Annotated in this window: 12 protein-coding genes; 3 read left to right on the plus strand and 9 right to left on the minus strand. The window is 69.4% G+C overall.

Going from position 1 to position 15,706, the window contains the following annotated elements; genetic code table 11:
• Positions 1 to 94: 94 nt before the first annotated feature.
• From VGN58_RS16340 to VGN58_RS16365, 6 genes are all read right to left on the minus strand, one after another.
• The gene (locus VGN58_RS16340; RefSeq protein WP_327484232.1) at positions 95 to 433 is read right to left on the minus strand and encodes a DUF3325 domain-containing protein; all 339 of its coding nucleotides are present in this window, start codon (positions 431 to 433) and stop codon (positions 95 to 97) included.
• Positions 426 to 2,093 carry a PepSY-associated TM helix domain-containing protein gene (locus VGN58_RS16345; protein WP_327484233.1) on the minus strand — a complete coding sequence of 556 codons (1,668 nt, stop codon included), beginning with the start codon at positions 2,091 to 2,093 and terminating at the stop codon, positions 426 to 428. The genes VGN58_RS16340 and VGN58_RS16345 overlap by 8 nt, the downstream gene beginning before the upstream one ends.
• Before the next feature lie 20 nt (positions 2,094 to 2,113).
• On the minus strand, positions 2,114 to 2,428 hold the full coding sequence (locus tag VGN58_RS16350; protein WP_327484234.1) for an iron uptake protein: 315 nt from the start codon (positions 2,426 to 2,428) through the stop codon (positions 2,114 to 2,116).
• Positions 2,429 to 2,468: 40 nt separating this feature from the next.
• Positions 2,469 to 4,643: a TonB-dependent siderophore receptor gene (locus tag VGN58_RS16355; protein WP_327484235.1), complete on the minus strand. Its 2,175-nt coding sequence runs from the start codon at positions 4,641 to 4,643 to the stop codon at positions 2,469 to 2,471.
• A 262-nt stretch (positions 4,644 to 4,905) separates the two neighbouring features.
• On the minus strand, positions 4,906 to 7,749 hold the full coding sequence (locus VGN58_RS16360) for a TonB-dependent receptor (RefSeq protein WP_327484236.1): 2,844 nt from the start codon (positions 7,747 to 7,749) through the stop codon (positions 4,906 to 4,908).
• Positions 7,750 to 7,965: 216 nt separating this feature from the next.
• A complete protein-coding gene (locus tag VGN58_RS16365; protein ID WP_327484237.1) occupies positions 7,966 to 8,748 on the minus strand; it encodes a sulfite exporter TauE/SafE family protein in 783 nt (260 codons plus the stop codon).
• A 78-nt stretch (positions 8,749 to 8,826) separates the two neighbouring features.
• On the opposite strand from VGN58_RS16365, the gene VGN58_RS16370 reads away from it, so the two are divergent.
• The 3 genes from VGN58_RS16370 to VGN58_RS16380 all read left to right on the plus strand — a co-directional run bounded on the left by VGN58_RS16370 (position 8,827) and on the right by VGN58_RS16380 (position 12,963).
• Positions 8,827 to 10,788 (plus strand): transglycosylase SLT domain-containing protein, encoded by a 1,962-nt coding sequence (locus VGN58_RS16370; protein WP_327484238.1) that lies wholly within the window; start codon positions 8,827 to 8,829, stop codon positions 10,786 to 10,788.
• 198 nt (positions 10,789 to 10,986) lie between these two features.
• On the plus strand, positions 10,987 to 12,216 hold the full coding sequence (locus VGN58_RS16375) for a multifunctional CCA addition/repair protein (protein WP_327484239.1): 1,230 nt from the start codon (positions 10,987 to 10,989) through the stop codon (positions 12,214 to 12,216).
• An 84-nt stretch (positions 12,217 to 12,300) separates the two neighbouring features.
• On the plus strand, positions 12,301 to 12,963 hold the full coding sequence (locus VGN58_RS16380) for a DUF3011 domain-containing protein (protein ID WP_327484240.1): 663 nt from the start codon (positions 12,301 to 12,303) through the stop codon (positions 12,961 to 12,963).
• A gap of 58 nt (positions 12,964 to 13,021) precedes the next feature.
• Here VGN58_RS16380 and VGN58_RS16385 read toward each other — a convergent pair whose 3' ends face one another.
• The 3 genes from VGN58_RS16385 to VGN58_RS16395 are packed head-to-tail and all read right to left on the minus strand — an operon-like array spanning position 13,022 to position 15,693.
• Positions 13,022 to 13,687 carry an MliC family protein gene (locus VGN58_RS16385; RefSeq protein WP_327484241.1) on the minus strand — a complete coding sequence of 222 codons (666 nt, stop codon included), beginning with the start codon at positions 13,685 to 13,687 and terminating at the stop codon, positions 13,022 to 13,024.
• Positions 13,688 to 13,744: 57 nt separating this feature from the next.
• On the minus strand, positions 13,745 to 15,004 hold the full coding sequence (locus VGN58_RS16390; RefSeq protein ID WP_327484242.1) for a HAMP domain-containing sensor histidine kinase: 1,260 nt from the start codon (positions 15,002 to 15,004) through the stop codon (positions 13,745 to 13,747).
• The gene (locus tag VGN58_RS16395) at positions 15,001 to 15,693 is read right to left on the minus strand and encodes a response regulator transcription factor (RefSeq protein WP_327484243.1); all 693 of its coding nucleotides are present in this window, start codon (positions 15,691 to 15,693) and stop codon (positions 15,001 to 15,003) included. The genes VGN58_RS16390 and VGN58_RS16395 overlap by 4 nt, the downstream gene beginning before the upstream one ends.
• Positions 15,694 to 15,706: the final 13 nt, after the last annotated feature.

Raw genomic sequence — 15,706 nt, forward strand, 5'->3', positions numbered from 1 at the left:
ACGGCCCCGCATGCGAAGCCGTACTTGCAGACACCGGATCCATCACCGGACACGTGGCCGCTGGCCGGATTGGACCCGCCAACCGGAGCTGCAGTCAGTCGCGCAGGGAAGGGGCCACCCAGGGCGCCAGCACGCGCAGCCAGTGCGGCCGCCAGGCGAGCGTCATGCCCACGCCGACCGCTGCGGCGGTCAGGCCCATCACCCAGACCAGGCTGGCCATCGTGGCGTGATCGACGACAAGGCAGAGCGCCAGCGCCGCCAGCAGCGCCAGGACACCGGCGATCTTCAGTCCACGACGCGTCGTCGGCGCGGGAAGCACGCGCCACACCTGCTGTGCGTGCACGGGCATCGACAACGCCAGCCATCCCATGCCGGCCACGCTCGCCGCCAGCGCGGCCAGCAGCAGCAGGGCGGCAGATACGCCGTCATGCATGGGTCGTCTCCGCCTCCGCGAGCGGCGAGGCCGCCGCGGTCGCCGCGCGGCGCTTGAGCGCGCGCGCCGTCAACGCCGCCACCATGCCGCCCGCCAGCAGCGTCAGGTCCACGCCCGCAACCGGCCAGTAGCCCGCGGCGATCGTGCGCAGCAGGTGGTCGCCGGTGGTGATCCAGTTCAACAGCACGGCCGCCAGCGCCAGCAACGCGATCATCGTGCACTGCTCGCGCCATGCGGGATTGGCCAGGCCGCGCGCGACCGGCGCGCTGCGCCATGCCGCGTGCAGCATCGCCAGCAGCCAGGTGCCCCAGAACGCATAGCGTTCCCAGTCGCCGCGTGCCGGCAGGTCTTCCGGCAGCAGCCGGTTGGCGACCAGGATGCCCAGCGCCGCCAGCACCATGCCGGTGACCGTCGTCACCGCCAGTGCGTCGACCACGCGCGCACCCTGCTGGCCCTGCCGCGTGTGCTGGCGCTTGCGCTTCTCGACGAAGAACAGGAAGCCGGTGGCGATGCACACCGCACCGAGTAGGCCGCCCAGCACGTACATCCAGCGCAGCAGCCAGTGGCGGAAATGCTGCAGATGCAGGCCGGTGAGGAATTCGGCCACGCGGCCCGCCGCGCTCGGCGGCGGATCCTCGTGGATAAGTTCGCCGGTGGACGCCTTGTAGTGGATGCCGTCGCCGACCAGCGCGATGCGGTCGGTACCGGCGCGGTACACGCTGACGTAGCCGTTCGCATCGCCGACATGCTGCAGCACCAGGAAGCCGACATCGCCGGCCTTGTCCTGCGCCTGCCAGCGCCGCTGCGCGTCGGCCACCATCGCATCGACGTTGGCCAGCCCGGCGGGCACGCCCGCGCGCTGGTGCGGCAGGCCCGTCTCGCGCGCCTCCACGTCCGCGTGCAGGTCGTGCAGGTCGTGCAGCTGCGTGTGACCGACCGGGAAGTAGTACGTCGCCGCGAAGATCAGCAGGCCGGTGAAGGCGAAGAAGAAGTGGAACGGCAACGCCACCACGCCGGTCAGGTTGTGCAGGTCCAGCACGCTGCGCAGGCCGCCCTTGCCGGGCCGGAAGGTGAAGAACTCGCGGAAGATCTTGCGGTGCATCACCACGCCGGTGACCAGCGCCACCAGCATCATCAGCGCGGAAAACCCGACGATCCAGATGCCCAGGTTCTTCCAGTCCAGCGTCAGCCCGTAGTGCATCGGATAGAAGAAGCCGCTGCCGACCTTCAGGCGGTCGTTCGGCAACGGCGTACCGTCGCGCGGATCGATGGTGGCGTCGGCCCAGATGGCCTCTTCCGGATCCTTCGCGTTCGGCACCTCGTAGCCGGCGAACAGCTGCAGCACCGGATCGCGGTGGGTGGTGTACGCACTCCAGCTGACCACGGTATCGAAGCGCTCGGGCATCGGACCGTTCACCCGCGGGCGCATCGCATCCACGGTGGCCGGCAGCGGCTGCATGCGTTCGAACGCCGGCCGCAGGATCTTCTCGTACGACGGCATCGGCTGGGGCTCGAACCGCGTGGACGGAATCGCCCAGCGGTCGATCTCGCGGTCGAACACCGACAGCGCGCCGAAGAAGAACGCCGCCATCAGCACGAACCCGAGGACCAGCCCGAACCAGGTATGCAGCCAGGCCATCGCCTGGCGGAAGCTCTGCATCACGACGACCTCCTCCGAACTCAGACCAGCTGCGACTGCACGAACGACGCGGCTGCGGCCAGCAATGCGCCACCGCCCAGCAGCACCGTGCACACCACCCACAGCCGGCGCGCCGCGAACGTCCACAGGAACACCGCCAGGAACGCCAGCACGCCGAACAGGCTGGCGAGGAATTCCGCATCGTGGAAGTCCATGCCGGCGGCGTACATCAGGCTGGCGCCGGCGGCGACGATGCCCCAGGCAAAGCCGTAGCCGCCGAAGATGGCGGCGACGATGCGCGCCGCCAGATGCAGGCGTGGCGATCGGGGTGCGACGGGATGCGGGATCGTGGACATGGTGGCGGCGGCTACCAGGGATGGACAGGGCGGGACGACATCAGAAGCGGTATTCCAGGCTCAGCGACCCATGGCGCGGCGCGCCGTAGTAGCCGATCTGGTACAGCGTGTTGATGTACTTCTCGTCGGTCAGGTTGCCGACGTTGGCGCGCAGCGTCGCGTTCTCCACGAAGTCCCACGCGGCGAACGCGTTCACCACCGCATAGCTGCCCTGCCGCACGGTCTGGCCGCTGTAGCTCTCGGTGTTGGAGATTGCGCTCTGCCAGCGGCCGCCGATGCCGAACGACACGGCCTTGTACGAGGGCAGGCGCGCGCTGAGCATCAGGTTGGCGGTGCGGCGCGGCACCCAGTTGTAGGTCAGCGTGCCTTCCTCGCCATCCATCTTCAGGTGCGTGTAGCCGAACACCAGGTCGGTGTAGTCGTTGAGCTTGCCGGTGGCCTCGAACTCCCAGCCCTTCGACTCGACGTCCTTGGGCACGTAGTAGTTCATCAGCGTGTCGGCGTTGTAACCGGCGAACGTCGCCAGCCCCTCCTGCTCGGCGGTGAAGTACGCCAGCGTGGTCAGCAGGCGCTTGTCGAACCACTCGGCCTTGACGCCCACTTCGTAGTTCACACCCTTGGACGGCGCCAGGTAGAAGCCGTCGAAGTCGCGTTGGTCCTGCGGCTGGTAGATGTCCGAATAGCTGACGTAGCCCAGCAGGTCCTCGCTGAAGTCGTAGGTCAGGCCGGCGTAGGGACTGGTGTTGCTTTCGGTTTCGTCGAACGGCTCGACGCCGTTGGCGCCGTCGCGGTGGTATTCGGCGTAGTTGACGCCCAGCACCGCCTTGAAGTCCTCGGTCAGCGACAGGCGGGTCGCGCCGAACGCACGGCGCAGGCGCTGGTTGAAGAAGCTCGACCGTTCGCGGGCGCCCCAGATGGGTTCCGGCACGGCATCGCCCGCGTACGGGAACCCGGGAAGCGCGCCGAACGCCGGCGAATCCGAGGGCGCCGGATTGATCCAGTATTCCTGCTCGCTCTCCGCCTGGCTGAGGCCGAACATCGCCTCATGCTCGCGACCGAACAGCTGGAAGCGCCCGTTGACGCTCAGGTCCACCAGGTCCGAGGTCAGCTCGTCCTGGCCCTTGTAGGCCCAGCCCAGCAGACCCGTGCCGGTGACCGGATCGAGACCCGTGAGGGAGTACGCGAAGAACAGCTCGTCGTCGTTCTCGCCCTTGCGCCGGTTGTAGGTCGCCTTCAGTCGCCAGTCGTCGCCCAGCTGGTGCGTGTATTCGACGAAGGCGGCCTGCGTGTTCGTATCCCAGTAGGTCCAGTCCACCGTGGTCGACGCACCCACGTCCCACGACGGCTGGGTGCCGTCGGTGTTCACGAACGGCAGCGCGCCCCACATGTTGCCGGTGGTGTCGGCCTGCTGCCACGAGTAGCCGAAGGTCAGCGTGCCGTTCTCGCCCACCTGGCCATCGATCACGGCGTAGCCGAAGGTGCGCTCGTTCTCCAGGTCGCGCAGGTAGGAATCGCCCTCTTCCCGCGCGAACACCACGCGACCGGCCCAGGTCCCGTTCTCATCGAACGGCATCGAATAGTCGAATTCGACGCGGCGCTCGCCCCACGAACCGACCTTCACGCCCACCGAGCCTTCGGCATCGTTGGTCGGGCGCTTGCGCACGTAGTTGATGGTGCCGGCCGAGTTGCCGACGCCGGTGAGCAGGCCGTTCGCGCCGCGGATGACTTCCAGCTTCTCGTAGCCGAAGGCGTCCATCGCACCGGTGGCGATGCCCCAGTCGTTGGGCATGCCCACGCCGTCGATCTGCGTGCTCTTGATCTCGAAGCCGCGCGCCAGGTAGTTGGTGCGGTTGGTTTCCCACTCCTCCACCTGGATGCCGGTGGCCAGCCGCAGCGCATCGTTGAGGTTGTCGACGCCAAACTGCGCCATCTGCTCGCTGCCGACCACGCTGATCGACTGCGGGGTCTCCTTGATGGCGAGGTCCAGGTTGGTCGCGCCGTTGCTGACGCGGTTGGCGCGCTGGCCGACCACCAGCACCGTGTCCAGGTCGGTGGCATCGGCCCCGCCGCCCGCCGGCGCGCTGTCCTGCGGTGCCGCCAGCGCCATGCCGGACAGGCAGGCGAGTGCCAGGCCGATGGCCGACGGCAGCGCACGGGGCGCCACGCGGTGCGTGGGAGAAACGGGGAGCGGAAGGGACGGACGCAGACGACGCATGAGTGACCTGGGGGAGGACGTGGGAGAGGAGTCGGCGCGAAGCCCGATCGCGGCAAGCCAAGACTGCCGGACGGGGGGCCACCGCCAAGATCGCCATTAAATGCGAATGATTCTTGTTTTTCAAGTCACAGGGCGCCGCATGCCCGCGACCGCCCGTCGCGCGCGCGCCCTCCGGCCGCACGCCGCCGCCCGTACGCCGATGCGGGGCCCGGACACGAAGAAGCCGGCTTGCGCCGGCTTCCCGTCTTCCCTTTCTGCGGACTCAGAACCGCAGGTTCGCCCGCACGTAGAAGAAGCGGCCGCCGGGGATGTCGTAGGTCGACGCCTCGTAGCCGTTGAGCGAGCACGAGGTGCAGACCGGCGGATCCTCGTCGAACAGGTTGTTGACGCCGCCGGTCAGCTGCAGGCCCTTGAACCACTCGAACTCGTAGCCCAGCTGCAGGTCGTGGTAGGTCGTCGCGGCCAGCGTGTTGGTGGTCGGCGTGCTGCAGTAGGCCGCCGGGTCGGCCGCCAGGCAGGCCTCTTCCATCTCGGACAGGTGGCGGATGCTCCATGCCGCATTCCAGTTGCCGAGCCTCCAGTCCAGCGTGGCGGTCGACGTCCATTCCGGAATCGCCGTGTCGTTCACCACGATGCCCGGCCCCTGCGGCTGCGCCTGGCCGCCGGCACCGCGCGCCTCGTAGCGGGTGACGAAGGTGTTCTGCCAGCTCAGCTTGAAGCGGCCGAGGTTCGATTCCGGGAGGGTCCAGAACACGTCCGCATCCCAGCCGTCGGTCTTGATCGAACCCAGGTTGATCAGGAAGTTGGCGAAGGTATCGATCTCGCCCGACGCCAGCCGGTTGATGCCGGTGCAGTACTGCGGATCCTGCGTGGTCGCGCACAGGTCGAGCTGCGTCTGCGCGTCGATGGCCTGGATCGCACCTTCCAGATCGTGCCGGTAGAAGGTCAGCTCGAAGTCCAGCTTGTCCGACCAGGCCACGTCCTCGGCGAACGACGGACTGAACACCAGGCCGGCGCTGAAGCTGCGCGCGGTCTCCGGCTGCAGGGCGGGGTTGCCGCCGGTCAGCACGGGGATCTGCGGATCGTTCTGGCGCGCACCGGCCGGCACGCCCGGGCAGGCGACCGGGGCGAGCGAACCGGCCGGCGCACTCGGCGGCACCAGGCAGGGATCGACCAGCAGGGCGTCGAAGCGGCTCTGCGACCCGTACAGCTCACCGATCGACGGCGCGCGGAAGCCCTCCGCATAGGTCGCACGCAGCAGCAGGTCTTCCGCCACCTGCCAGCGCAGGCCGTACTTCGGCGTGAACTCGCCGCCGAACGTGGAATAGTCCGAATACCGCCCGGCCAGGCTCAGGTCGATCTTGCCGGCGCCGTCCTGCTGCGCGTACAGCGGCACGTTGAATTCCACATAGGCTTCGTTGACGTCGTATTCGCCCGACGTGGGCAGCGACGGCACGCCGTTGTACTCGCCGGCCACGGTCTGCGGATCCGGGTTGTAGCTGCCTTCGTACTTGCGGTACTCGTAACCGGCGGCGAACTCGACGTCGCCCGCCCATGCGGGGAACAGCGCGCCACTGAGGTTGGCGGTCACCTGCGTCAGCTTCTGCTCGCTGCGGTCGCGGAACAGCGGACTGATGTAGGCCAGCATCGCCGGCGTGATGGTGTCGAAGCCGAAGATGTCCAGCGGCGTGCAGCCGCTCGTCGCTGCGCAGACGGCCGGGTCGCCCAGGGCGATGGCGATGTTGCGCGCGTTGTAGCTGCCGCGGTTGGTCTGGTCAGCCTCGTTCTTGCTGAAGGCCGCGTTGACGTCCCAGAAGTACGTCCGCGCGCCGCCGAACGAGCCTTCCAGGCCGGCGGCGATGTACTGCGTATCGACTTCCTGTTCGAAGATGCGCGGACCGCCCTCGTTCGGCCGGCGGCGGATGGTGCCGATGTTGGCATTCGGACCGCTGCCGATCAGGTCGAAGCCGAACGGATTGAACGGATGGTTGGCCGGAATCACCAGGTCCGCGGTGTAGCTGGTGCCGGCACCGGGGCCCAGGTCGATCGGCTCGGGCGCGGCCTGGTTGGTGGATTCGCGCCGGTTGTACAGCGCCTTGGCGTAGAAATTCAGCTCGTCGGTGATCGAGAACCGATACTGCGCGAACGCGCCCATGCGCTTGGACGGCGTCATCAGCAGGTTGAAGGGCGCGTAGTTGAAGGCGTCGCGGTTGAAGTCGAAGCACTGGAAGCCGTCGCTGCGCACCACGCCCGGGGCGCAGGCCGGCTGGCCGGGCGTGTAGACCGGATTGGTCTGCCCCGGCTTCACCGACAGGTCGTAGCTCACGCCGTTCGGATCGGTGAACGCGAAACGGCCACCGAGGATGCGCGAGCTGCCGCCCTGCAGCGGGATGGCGGAGATGTCGCGGTCGGCGGAGCTGACTTCCTTCTGTTCGGTGTAGCTCAGGCTGAGGAACAGGTTGCTGCGCTCGTTGTCGAAGCCCCAGGCGAGATCGGCGCCGGTGACCTCGCCATCGCCCTTGTCGAACTGTCCGTAGTTCAGCGTGACCTGGCCGCCGTCGAAATTGCGCCGCGTGATGATGTTGACCACGCCGGCGATCGCATCGGAGCCGTACAGCGAGGACGCGCCGTCCTCCAGCACTTCGATGCGCTCGACCAGCGCCAGCGGAATCGTGTTGAGGTCCACCGCGGCGCTGACGCCGGAGGCGGACGATTCGTTGACCCAGCGCATGCCGTCGACCAGCACCAGCACGCGCTTCGGCCCCAGGTTGCGCAGGTCGACCTGCGCCGAACCCGCGCCGACGCCATCGCCGTTCGGCGAGAAGCCGAAGTTGCCCGAGGAATTGAACTTGGTGTTGAGCGCAGAGCCGGAGCCGGTGAGCTCCTGCAGGATGTCGCCGATCGAGGTCAGGCCGGTGCGCTCGATCTCTTCGCGCGACAGCGTCTGCACCGGCACGCGGCCCTCCATCTCGGCGCGCTTGATGCGGCTGCCGGTCACGGTGAGCGTGTCGAGGGTGGTGGCCTCCTGCGCCATGACGGTCGCAGGCAGGGCGAGGAGCACGGCAAGTCGAATGGCCGAGGCCAGGGTGCGGCGGCGCGCTTTCATGATTCTCTCTCCGAAGGGTGTGGTGGGGCCGCACGGCCAACGCCTAAAGCGGCTCGCCCATCCTTGTAAAGAATCTGTAAAACGCCGACAACGGAAACAAGTCACCTTTTTGAAAATCGTAACAACGATTATCTGTTGGTAAATACGATTACCCGGAGTTTATGCACGTCATCGTCACCGGGATTAACAGCTACATGCGTGTAGCAGGCGCGGACGTCATCCGCTGGCGATGATCGCAATGCCCATCACCACCATGAAGACCGCGAACACGCGCTTGAGCGCCTTGCCCCCGATGCGGTGTGCGAGCCGGGTGCCGTACGGCGCGGCAAGGACCGACGCGATCGCGACCCCGATGGCCGCCGGCAGATAGATATAGCCCACCGCGTGCGCCGGCAACGCGCCCGGCGGCGCATGCAGCGCATACCCCAGCGCGCTGGCCATCCCGATGGCCACGCCGCAGGCGCTCGAGGTCCCCACCGCGCGCACCGGCTGCACGCCGCGCCATACCAGCAGGGGCACGGTCATGCTGCCGCCGCCGATCCCGACCACGGCCGACACCGCGCCGATGGCAGAACCGGCCACGCTCATCCCCGGTCCGCGTGGCGCGGGCACGCCCCGCCCTTCCGGATGCGCATGCCCGCCGAGCATCATCTGCGCGCCGGCGATGAAACAGTAGCCGGCCACGATCCAGCGCAGCACATCGTCATCGAGATAGACCGCCAGGCCACTGCCCAGCCAGCCGCCGAGCAACAGCCCCGGCACCATCCACGCCACCGTCGGCCACAGCACGCTGCCGCGACGGTGATGCGCATACGCCGACGACGTGGCCGTCAGCACGATGCTCGCCAGCGAACTCGCCAGCGCCGCATGCATCGCGGCCTCCTTCGGGATGCCGTGCATCGGCAGGATCCACGCCAGCGCGGCGACCAGCACCAGGCCGCCACCGATGCCGAGCAGGCCCGCGAGGATGCCGGCCAGCACGCCGAGCAACGGAAACATCCACACACCTTCCACGCACCACCTCGTCGTCATGGCCTGTCTACAGGCCGGTTCAGCCGGCTTGGGTATAGTCCCGGGATGATCCGTCCTTCGCCTTTCATCGTACTCGTTGCCCTCGCCGGCCTGTGTTCCGCCCCGTCCCTGCATGCGCAATCCCTCGACGCCCAGCGCCCCGCGATGCGCGATGCGCTCACCGCGGCGGAGGCCGGCCGCTTGGACGCCGCCGCATCGTCGTCGCTGGTCCGTCATCCGCTGTACGGCTGGCTGGAACTCGCTGCGCTGCGCCGCGACACCGACGCCATCACCAATGCGCAGGCGCAGGCGTTCCTCGCGCGCTACGACGGCCAGGCCGTCGCCACGCAGTTCCGCAATCTCTGGTTGGCCGCGCTCGCACGACGCCAGGACTGGCCGACCTTCCTCGCGGCGTGGAAGCCGACCGACAGCGTGGCGCTGCAGTGCGCCCACCTGCAGGCGCGGCAGGCGACGGGCCGGACCGACGCGGCGTGGACCGAACAGGCGCAGGCGCTCTGGCGCAAGGGCGCCAAGTCGCTGCCCGACGGCTGCGATCCGGTGTTCAACGTGCTCGCCAGCCAGGGCGGATTGGCCCCGGCGGTGCGCTGGGAACGCATCGAAGCCGCGGCCGTCGAGCGTCAGACCGGCGTGATGCGCAGCGCCGCCCGCGGCCTGCCGGGCGACGAGGCCGCGCTGGCCAACGACTATGCCGCCTTCATCGATACCGTCCATCCGCGTGCGCTGAACTGGCCGAAGACCGACCGCAGCCGCCGCATAGCCGCGCATGGCCTGGCGAAGCTGGCCCAGAACGATCCCGACACCGCCGAACGCCTGCTGCCGCAGTACGCCGATGCGCTGGGCATGGGCGAGCGCGAGCGCGGCCAGGTGCTCTACCAGATCGCCTTGTGGACGGTCGCCTCGTACGGCCCGGATTCGGCGCGCCGGCTCGGCAACGTACCGGAGTCGGCGTACGACGAGCGCCTGCACGAATGGCGCGTGCGCGACGCGCTGTCGCGCGGCGACTGGCCGGCGGCGCTGGCCGCGCTGAGGAAGATGCCGGCGACGCAGCGCAACGATTCGCGCTGGCGCTACTTCGAGGCACGCATGAGCGAGAAGACCGGCGACCGCGCCGGCGCGCAGCGGCTGTTCCGCGAGACTGCGTCCAGCCCGACCTTCCATGGCTTCCTCGCCGCCGACCGGCTCGAACAGCCGTACGCCCTGTGCGCCTGGATCCCCAACGATGCCGCCACCGCCAAGCAGGCGGTCGCGCGCGACCCCGCCATCGTGCGTGCGATGGAACTGTGGCGCCTGGAGCGGCCGGGCTGGGCGACCGCGGAATGGAACGACGCGCTGTCGCGCTTCGACGACACCCAGCGCCGCATCGCCGTGGAGGTGGCGCAAGACAACGGCTGGTTCGACCGCGCGGTGTTCTCGCTGGGCAAGCAGCCGGACGAACAGCGCCTGTACCAGCTGCGCTTTCCGCTGCACCACGGCGACACCATCCGGCGCGAAGCCGCGAAGCACGACATCGACCCGGCCTGGGTCGCGGCCGAGATCCGCGCCGAGAGCATCTTCAATCCGAAGGCGCGCTCCGGCGCCAACGCGATGGGCCTGATGCAGGTGCTGCCGTCCACCGGGGCGGGCGTCGCCAAGCGATGGAACATCCCGTATGCCGGCGCGGCCAGCCTGTACGACGCCGACACCAACATCGCCATCGGTACCGCCTACCTGCGCGAGATGGAGGACAAGTACGGCGTGCCCTACGTCGCCATCGCCGCCTACAACGCGGGACCAGCGCCGACCGCGCGCTGGCAGGCGCAGCGGCCCGGCTTCGATCCGGACATCTGGATCGAGACAATCAGCTACAAGGAGACGCGCGAATACGTGGCGCGCGTGCTCGCCTTCAGCGTGATCTACGACTGGCGCCTCAACGGCACCGCGCTGCCGGTCAGCGACCGCCTGATGGGCCGCGTGCAGGCCAAGCGGAAGGCCTTCACCTGCCCGACCGCGCAGATGCCGAAGAGCTGATGACGCTGCTCCTCTGTAGGAGCGACGTCAGTCGCGACCGCGGAAACAGAACGGCCCACGTGCCGCACCAGGAAGTCACGTCATCCGCGGCTCCCTTGCGCACGATCGCAAGCCCATGACCGGCACCGGCTGCGGTCGCGACTCACGTCGCTCCTACAGGACGACCGCATGGTGGCTTCAATCCGGCATCATGCCGGCATGAAGACCTATCTCGTCGGCGGCGCGGTACGCGACCGGTTGCTGGGCCTGCCCCCCGGCGACCGGGACTGGGTCGTGGTCGGCGCCACGCAGGCGCAGATGGAAGCGCTGGGGTTCAAGGCGGTCGGCCGCGACTTCCCGGTGTTCCTGCATCCGGAGACGGGCGAGGAACACGCGCTGGCGCGCACCGAGCGCAAGAGCGGGCGCGGCTACCGGGGCTTCGTGGTCGACGCCGATCCCTCGGTGACGCTGGAGCAGGATCTGCAGCGCCGCGACTTCACCGTCAACGCCATCGCGGAGGATGCGGACGGCGCCCTGGTCGACCCCTATGGCGGCGCGCGCGACATCGAAGCGCGCGTGCTGCGCCATGTGGGCCCGGCCTTCGCCGAGGATCCCCTGCGCGTGCTGCGGGCGGCGCGCTTCATGGCCCGGTTCGCATCGCTCGGGTTCACGGTCGCGCCGGAGACGATGGCGCTGATGCGCGGCATGGTCGCGAGCGGCGAACTCGACGCCCTGGTACCCGAGCGCGTCTGGCAGGAACTGCGGCGCGCCCTGGCCTCCGCCACGCCCTCGGCCTTCCTCGCCACGCTGCGCGCCTGCGGCGCACTGGCCGTGGTGTTGCCCGAAGTCGATGCGCTGTACGGCATACCCCAGCGCGCGGAGTACCACCCGGAGGTCGACACCGGCGTGCACCAGGAGATGGTCAGCGACATGGCGGCGCGGCTGGCGCCGGGCGACGCGCGCATCGGCTTCGCGGCGCTGGTGCACGACCTGGGCAAGGCGCTGACGCCGGCCGAGGTGCTGCCCAAGCACATCGGCCACGAACATGCCGGCGTGAAGCCGGTGCTCGCGCTGTGCGAGCGCCTCAGGGTGCCGCTCGATCATCGCGAGCTGGCGGTGATGGCCTGTCGCGAACACCTCAACGTGCACCGCCTGTCCGAACTGCGCGATGCGACCGTGGTCGAACTGCTCACCCGCTGCGACGCATTCCGCCGACCCGAACGCATCCCGTGGCTGGCCACCGTCTGCGAGGCCGACAAGCGCGGGCGCGGCGGCAACGAGGATGCCGAGTATCCGCAGGGCCGCGAGCTGGTGCGCCTGCACCAGGCCGCGCTGCAGGTCAGCGCCCGCGACGTGGTCCGCGACGGCATGAAGGGGCCGGAGGTCGGGGCGGCCGTGCAGGCTGCGCGGGTGGCGGCCGTGCATCGCGCCCGTCGGACGGGCGGCTGATCCGCGCGCGCCATCGCGGTGGCGGACAGGGTATCGTCGCGCTCGCGGCGTCGGGTCCGCGCATCGCCACCCAAGGGGAACGCCATGGAACGCGCACGCACGTTGCTTTATGTCGGCCTGGCCGGCGCCGGCCTGTGGGGCGTCGACGCCCGGGCCGATGACTACATCACCTGCGAAAGCCGCAACGACCGCTACCAGAGCTGTCCGATCGATACGGCCGGCTACGTGACGCTGGACCGCCAGCTGTCCGGCACGGCCTGCACGCAGGGCCGCACCTGGGACTACAACCGCCGCGAGATCTGGGTCGACGACGGCTGCCGCGCCACGTTCCGCGTGCACACCAGTTCGTCGGGCCACCACGACGACAACCACGATGCCAAGGTCGCCGCCGGCGTGCTGATCGGCGCCGCCATCCTGGGCGCCATCGCGCACAACGCCAACAGGAACGACGACAAGTACGACGACGAGCGCTACCAGGGCGCGCGGCACAGCTCGTACGTGCCGTCGTGGATGATCGGCACGTTCGAGGGCTACAACCCGGTGTACGACCGCGACGTCACCCTGACCATCAGCAGCGACGGACGCGCCACCGCGCGCGCGCGCGACCAGACGGTCAACGGCTGGATCAACGACGGCCGCCTCAACGTGGGCAACACCTCGTTCGACATCGACCAGTCCCGCGACGGCCTGGTGACCACCCAGGTCGGCGACCGCCACAACGAAGTCCGCTACCGCCGCGTCCGCTGAGACGCGAGCGCATCGTTGGCGTGGCCGCGATCAAGGCGACCACGCCAGCCGCCCGGCCTCACGGCACCGGCGTGCAGCTCAGCTTGTTGCCGAAGAAGTCCACGGTGGCCTCGCCCTGGTGTTCCCAGTACTCGATGCCGACGCGTCCGTACTTGGCGCCGCTGGCGGCCGGCTGCGGGAACACGATCGCCTGGTCGTTGCCCCAGGTCATCACCGCGGCGGGCGGATCGATGTCGTGGTAGTAGACCATCGTGAACGGCAGGCGGTTGTCGCTGCAGCGGTACTCGACCGGCGTCGGCACCACCATGCCCGGCGCACCGATGGCCAGTTCGACCAGGCGCGTGCGATAGGCCTCCAACACGCAGAGGCGCTGGTCCGCCTGCTTCCAGCAATCGTCGCGGCCCATGGCCCAGCCACGCTGCACCGCCGGGTCCGCCTCCTTGCGCTCGGCATAACGCGCGGCCAACTGCCGATCCAGCGCGGCGAGTTCGGCATCGCCGCAGACGAGTTTCTCGGCATCGCTCGCCGCCTTGGCGCAGTCGAAGGACGGCGGCGCCATCGCGGGCGCAGCGGGCGGTGCGGTCGGTGCGGGCACGTCGCGGGTCGGCGCGGCGGTGGCCGACCCCGTCTCCGCCGGCCGGGGCGCCGGTGCGGCGGGAGGAACGGCCTCGCGGGTGCAACCGGCGAGCAGCCACAGGGCGATGCAGGACAGGAACGCTTTCATGGTCGGGTTCCGGCAGGGCGGAGGCGCATGCTAGCGCCGCCGCCGTGAGGACGGGCGTCAACGCGACAGGCGGAGGCGACCGAGGGTGCCGCGTCCGGGTGCCGACTGGATCGACAGCGTCCAGCCCAGGTGCTCGCACAGCCGCGCGAGCAGGTCCAGGCCGATGCCGCCGCCCTCGCGACCGCCGCCGCGCGCCATCTGCGCATACAGGCGGCTGATGGCTTCCGGCGTCATGCCGTGGCCGGGGTCCTGCACGGTGACCGTGGCGTCGGCGTCCAGGCCGATGCGGATCTCGCCGCTGTCGCTGTTCTCGATGGCGTTGCGCAGCAGGTTGCCGATCGCCGCCTGCACGATGTGCAGCGGGGCCGACACGCTGCAGGGTTCCAGCGACTCGACCACGACCGTCAGGTCCTTGCCCGTCATCAGGTGGCGATGGTCCTCGATGATCTCCGGCAGCAGTTCGTGCAGGGGCACGACCTCGTTGCTGCGCGTGAGGCGCGCGGGATCCTTGGCCAGCGCGAGCAGCAGGGCGATCAGGCGTTCGACATCGCGTGCGGTGCGGTGGATGCGCCCGACCTGCTGGCGCGCGGGCGGCGGCAGGTCCGGCTGGCCGAGCGCCAGTTCGCTGGCCCCGGCGATGATGGCGATGGGCGTGCGCAGCTCGTGGCTGGCGGTATCGATGAACACGCGCTCGCGCTCGACGAAGTCATCCTGCCGCCGCAGGTAGTCGTTGAGGGCATTGGTGATGACGTGCAATTCGGAGCTCGCGCTGTCGGCCACCGCCACGCGCTGGCCGGCATGGTCCGGCGACAGCGCGCCGATGTCCCCGGCCAGCTCGGACAGCGGGCGCAGCGCCTTGCGCACGCCACGGGAGGCGAGCACGCCGATCACCGCCAGCGCCACCAGCGCCAGCAGTAGCGACCCGGCGATCAGCACCTCCTCCACGGTCTCGATGCCGGTGATGTCGCGCACGACGAAGTAATCCACGTCGCGCACGCGACTGACCAGCACCACGTTCTCGCGGCCCCCGAACCAGAAGTCGTCGTGCACGCCGCGCGGCAGCGTGGACAGGCCCGGCGGCGGCGGACGGCCCGGCACCTGGTAGATCCGCAGTGTCCCGGTGTCGAGCCACGCGTAGCGGGGATCGTCGGCCTGCCGCTGCAGGTGCTGGGCGATCTCCCGCTGCAGCAGCGATTTCCAGATCCGGTCTTCGAGGAAATCGTCGGCGAACACCAGCACGATGACCACGGCCAGCAACGCCGCATAGCCGCCGAGCAGGCGCCGGATCTGCGCATGCAGGCTGCGATGGCGCGTCATGCGGGCCCGGCCCCGTGCGGCACCGCGAGGCGATAGCCGGTCCGCGGCAGGGTCTGGATCAGTTTGACCGCGAACGGACCATCGACACTGCGCCGCAGCTCGTAGATGTGGGAGCGGAGCATGTCGCCGTCCGGCGGATCGTCGCCCCACACGGCGTGCTCCAGCTGCTGCCGGGTGACGGCGGCGGGGCTGGCCTGCATCAGCGTCTCCAGCAGTTTGCGGCAGGCCGGATACAGGTGCAGCGGCTGGCCGGCACGCGTGACCTCCAGCGTCGCCAGATCCAGTTTCAGGTCGTGCACCTCCAGCACCTTGCGCCGCTGCCGGCCGTGCAGGCGCGCCATCAGCGCTTCCAGCCGCACTTCCAGTTCCGGCAGGGCGAACGGCTTGGTCAGGTAGTCGTCGGCACCGGCGCGGAAGCCCGCGATCTTGTCCGGCAGCTCGTCGCGTGCGGTCAGCATGATCACCGGCACGTCGGAGGCATGGTCCTCGCGCAACCGCCGCAGCACCTCCGGGCCTTCCAGCCGCGGCAGCATCCAGTCCAGCACCACCGCGTCGTAGGGCTGCGTACTGGCCAGATGCAGGCCGGTCACGCCGTCGGGCGCGGCGTCGAGCGTGTGGCCGCGCGCCTCGAAGTAGTCGAACAGGTTCGCCACCAGGTTCCGGTTGTCTTCGATCACCAGCAGCCGCATGGGAGCATCCGCA

Source organism: Pseudoxanthomonas sp., from assembly GCF_035999195.1.
GTDB lineage: Bacteria > Pseudomonadota > Gammaproteobacteria > Xanthomonadales > Xanthomonadaceae > Pseudoxanthomonas_A.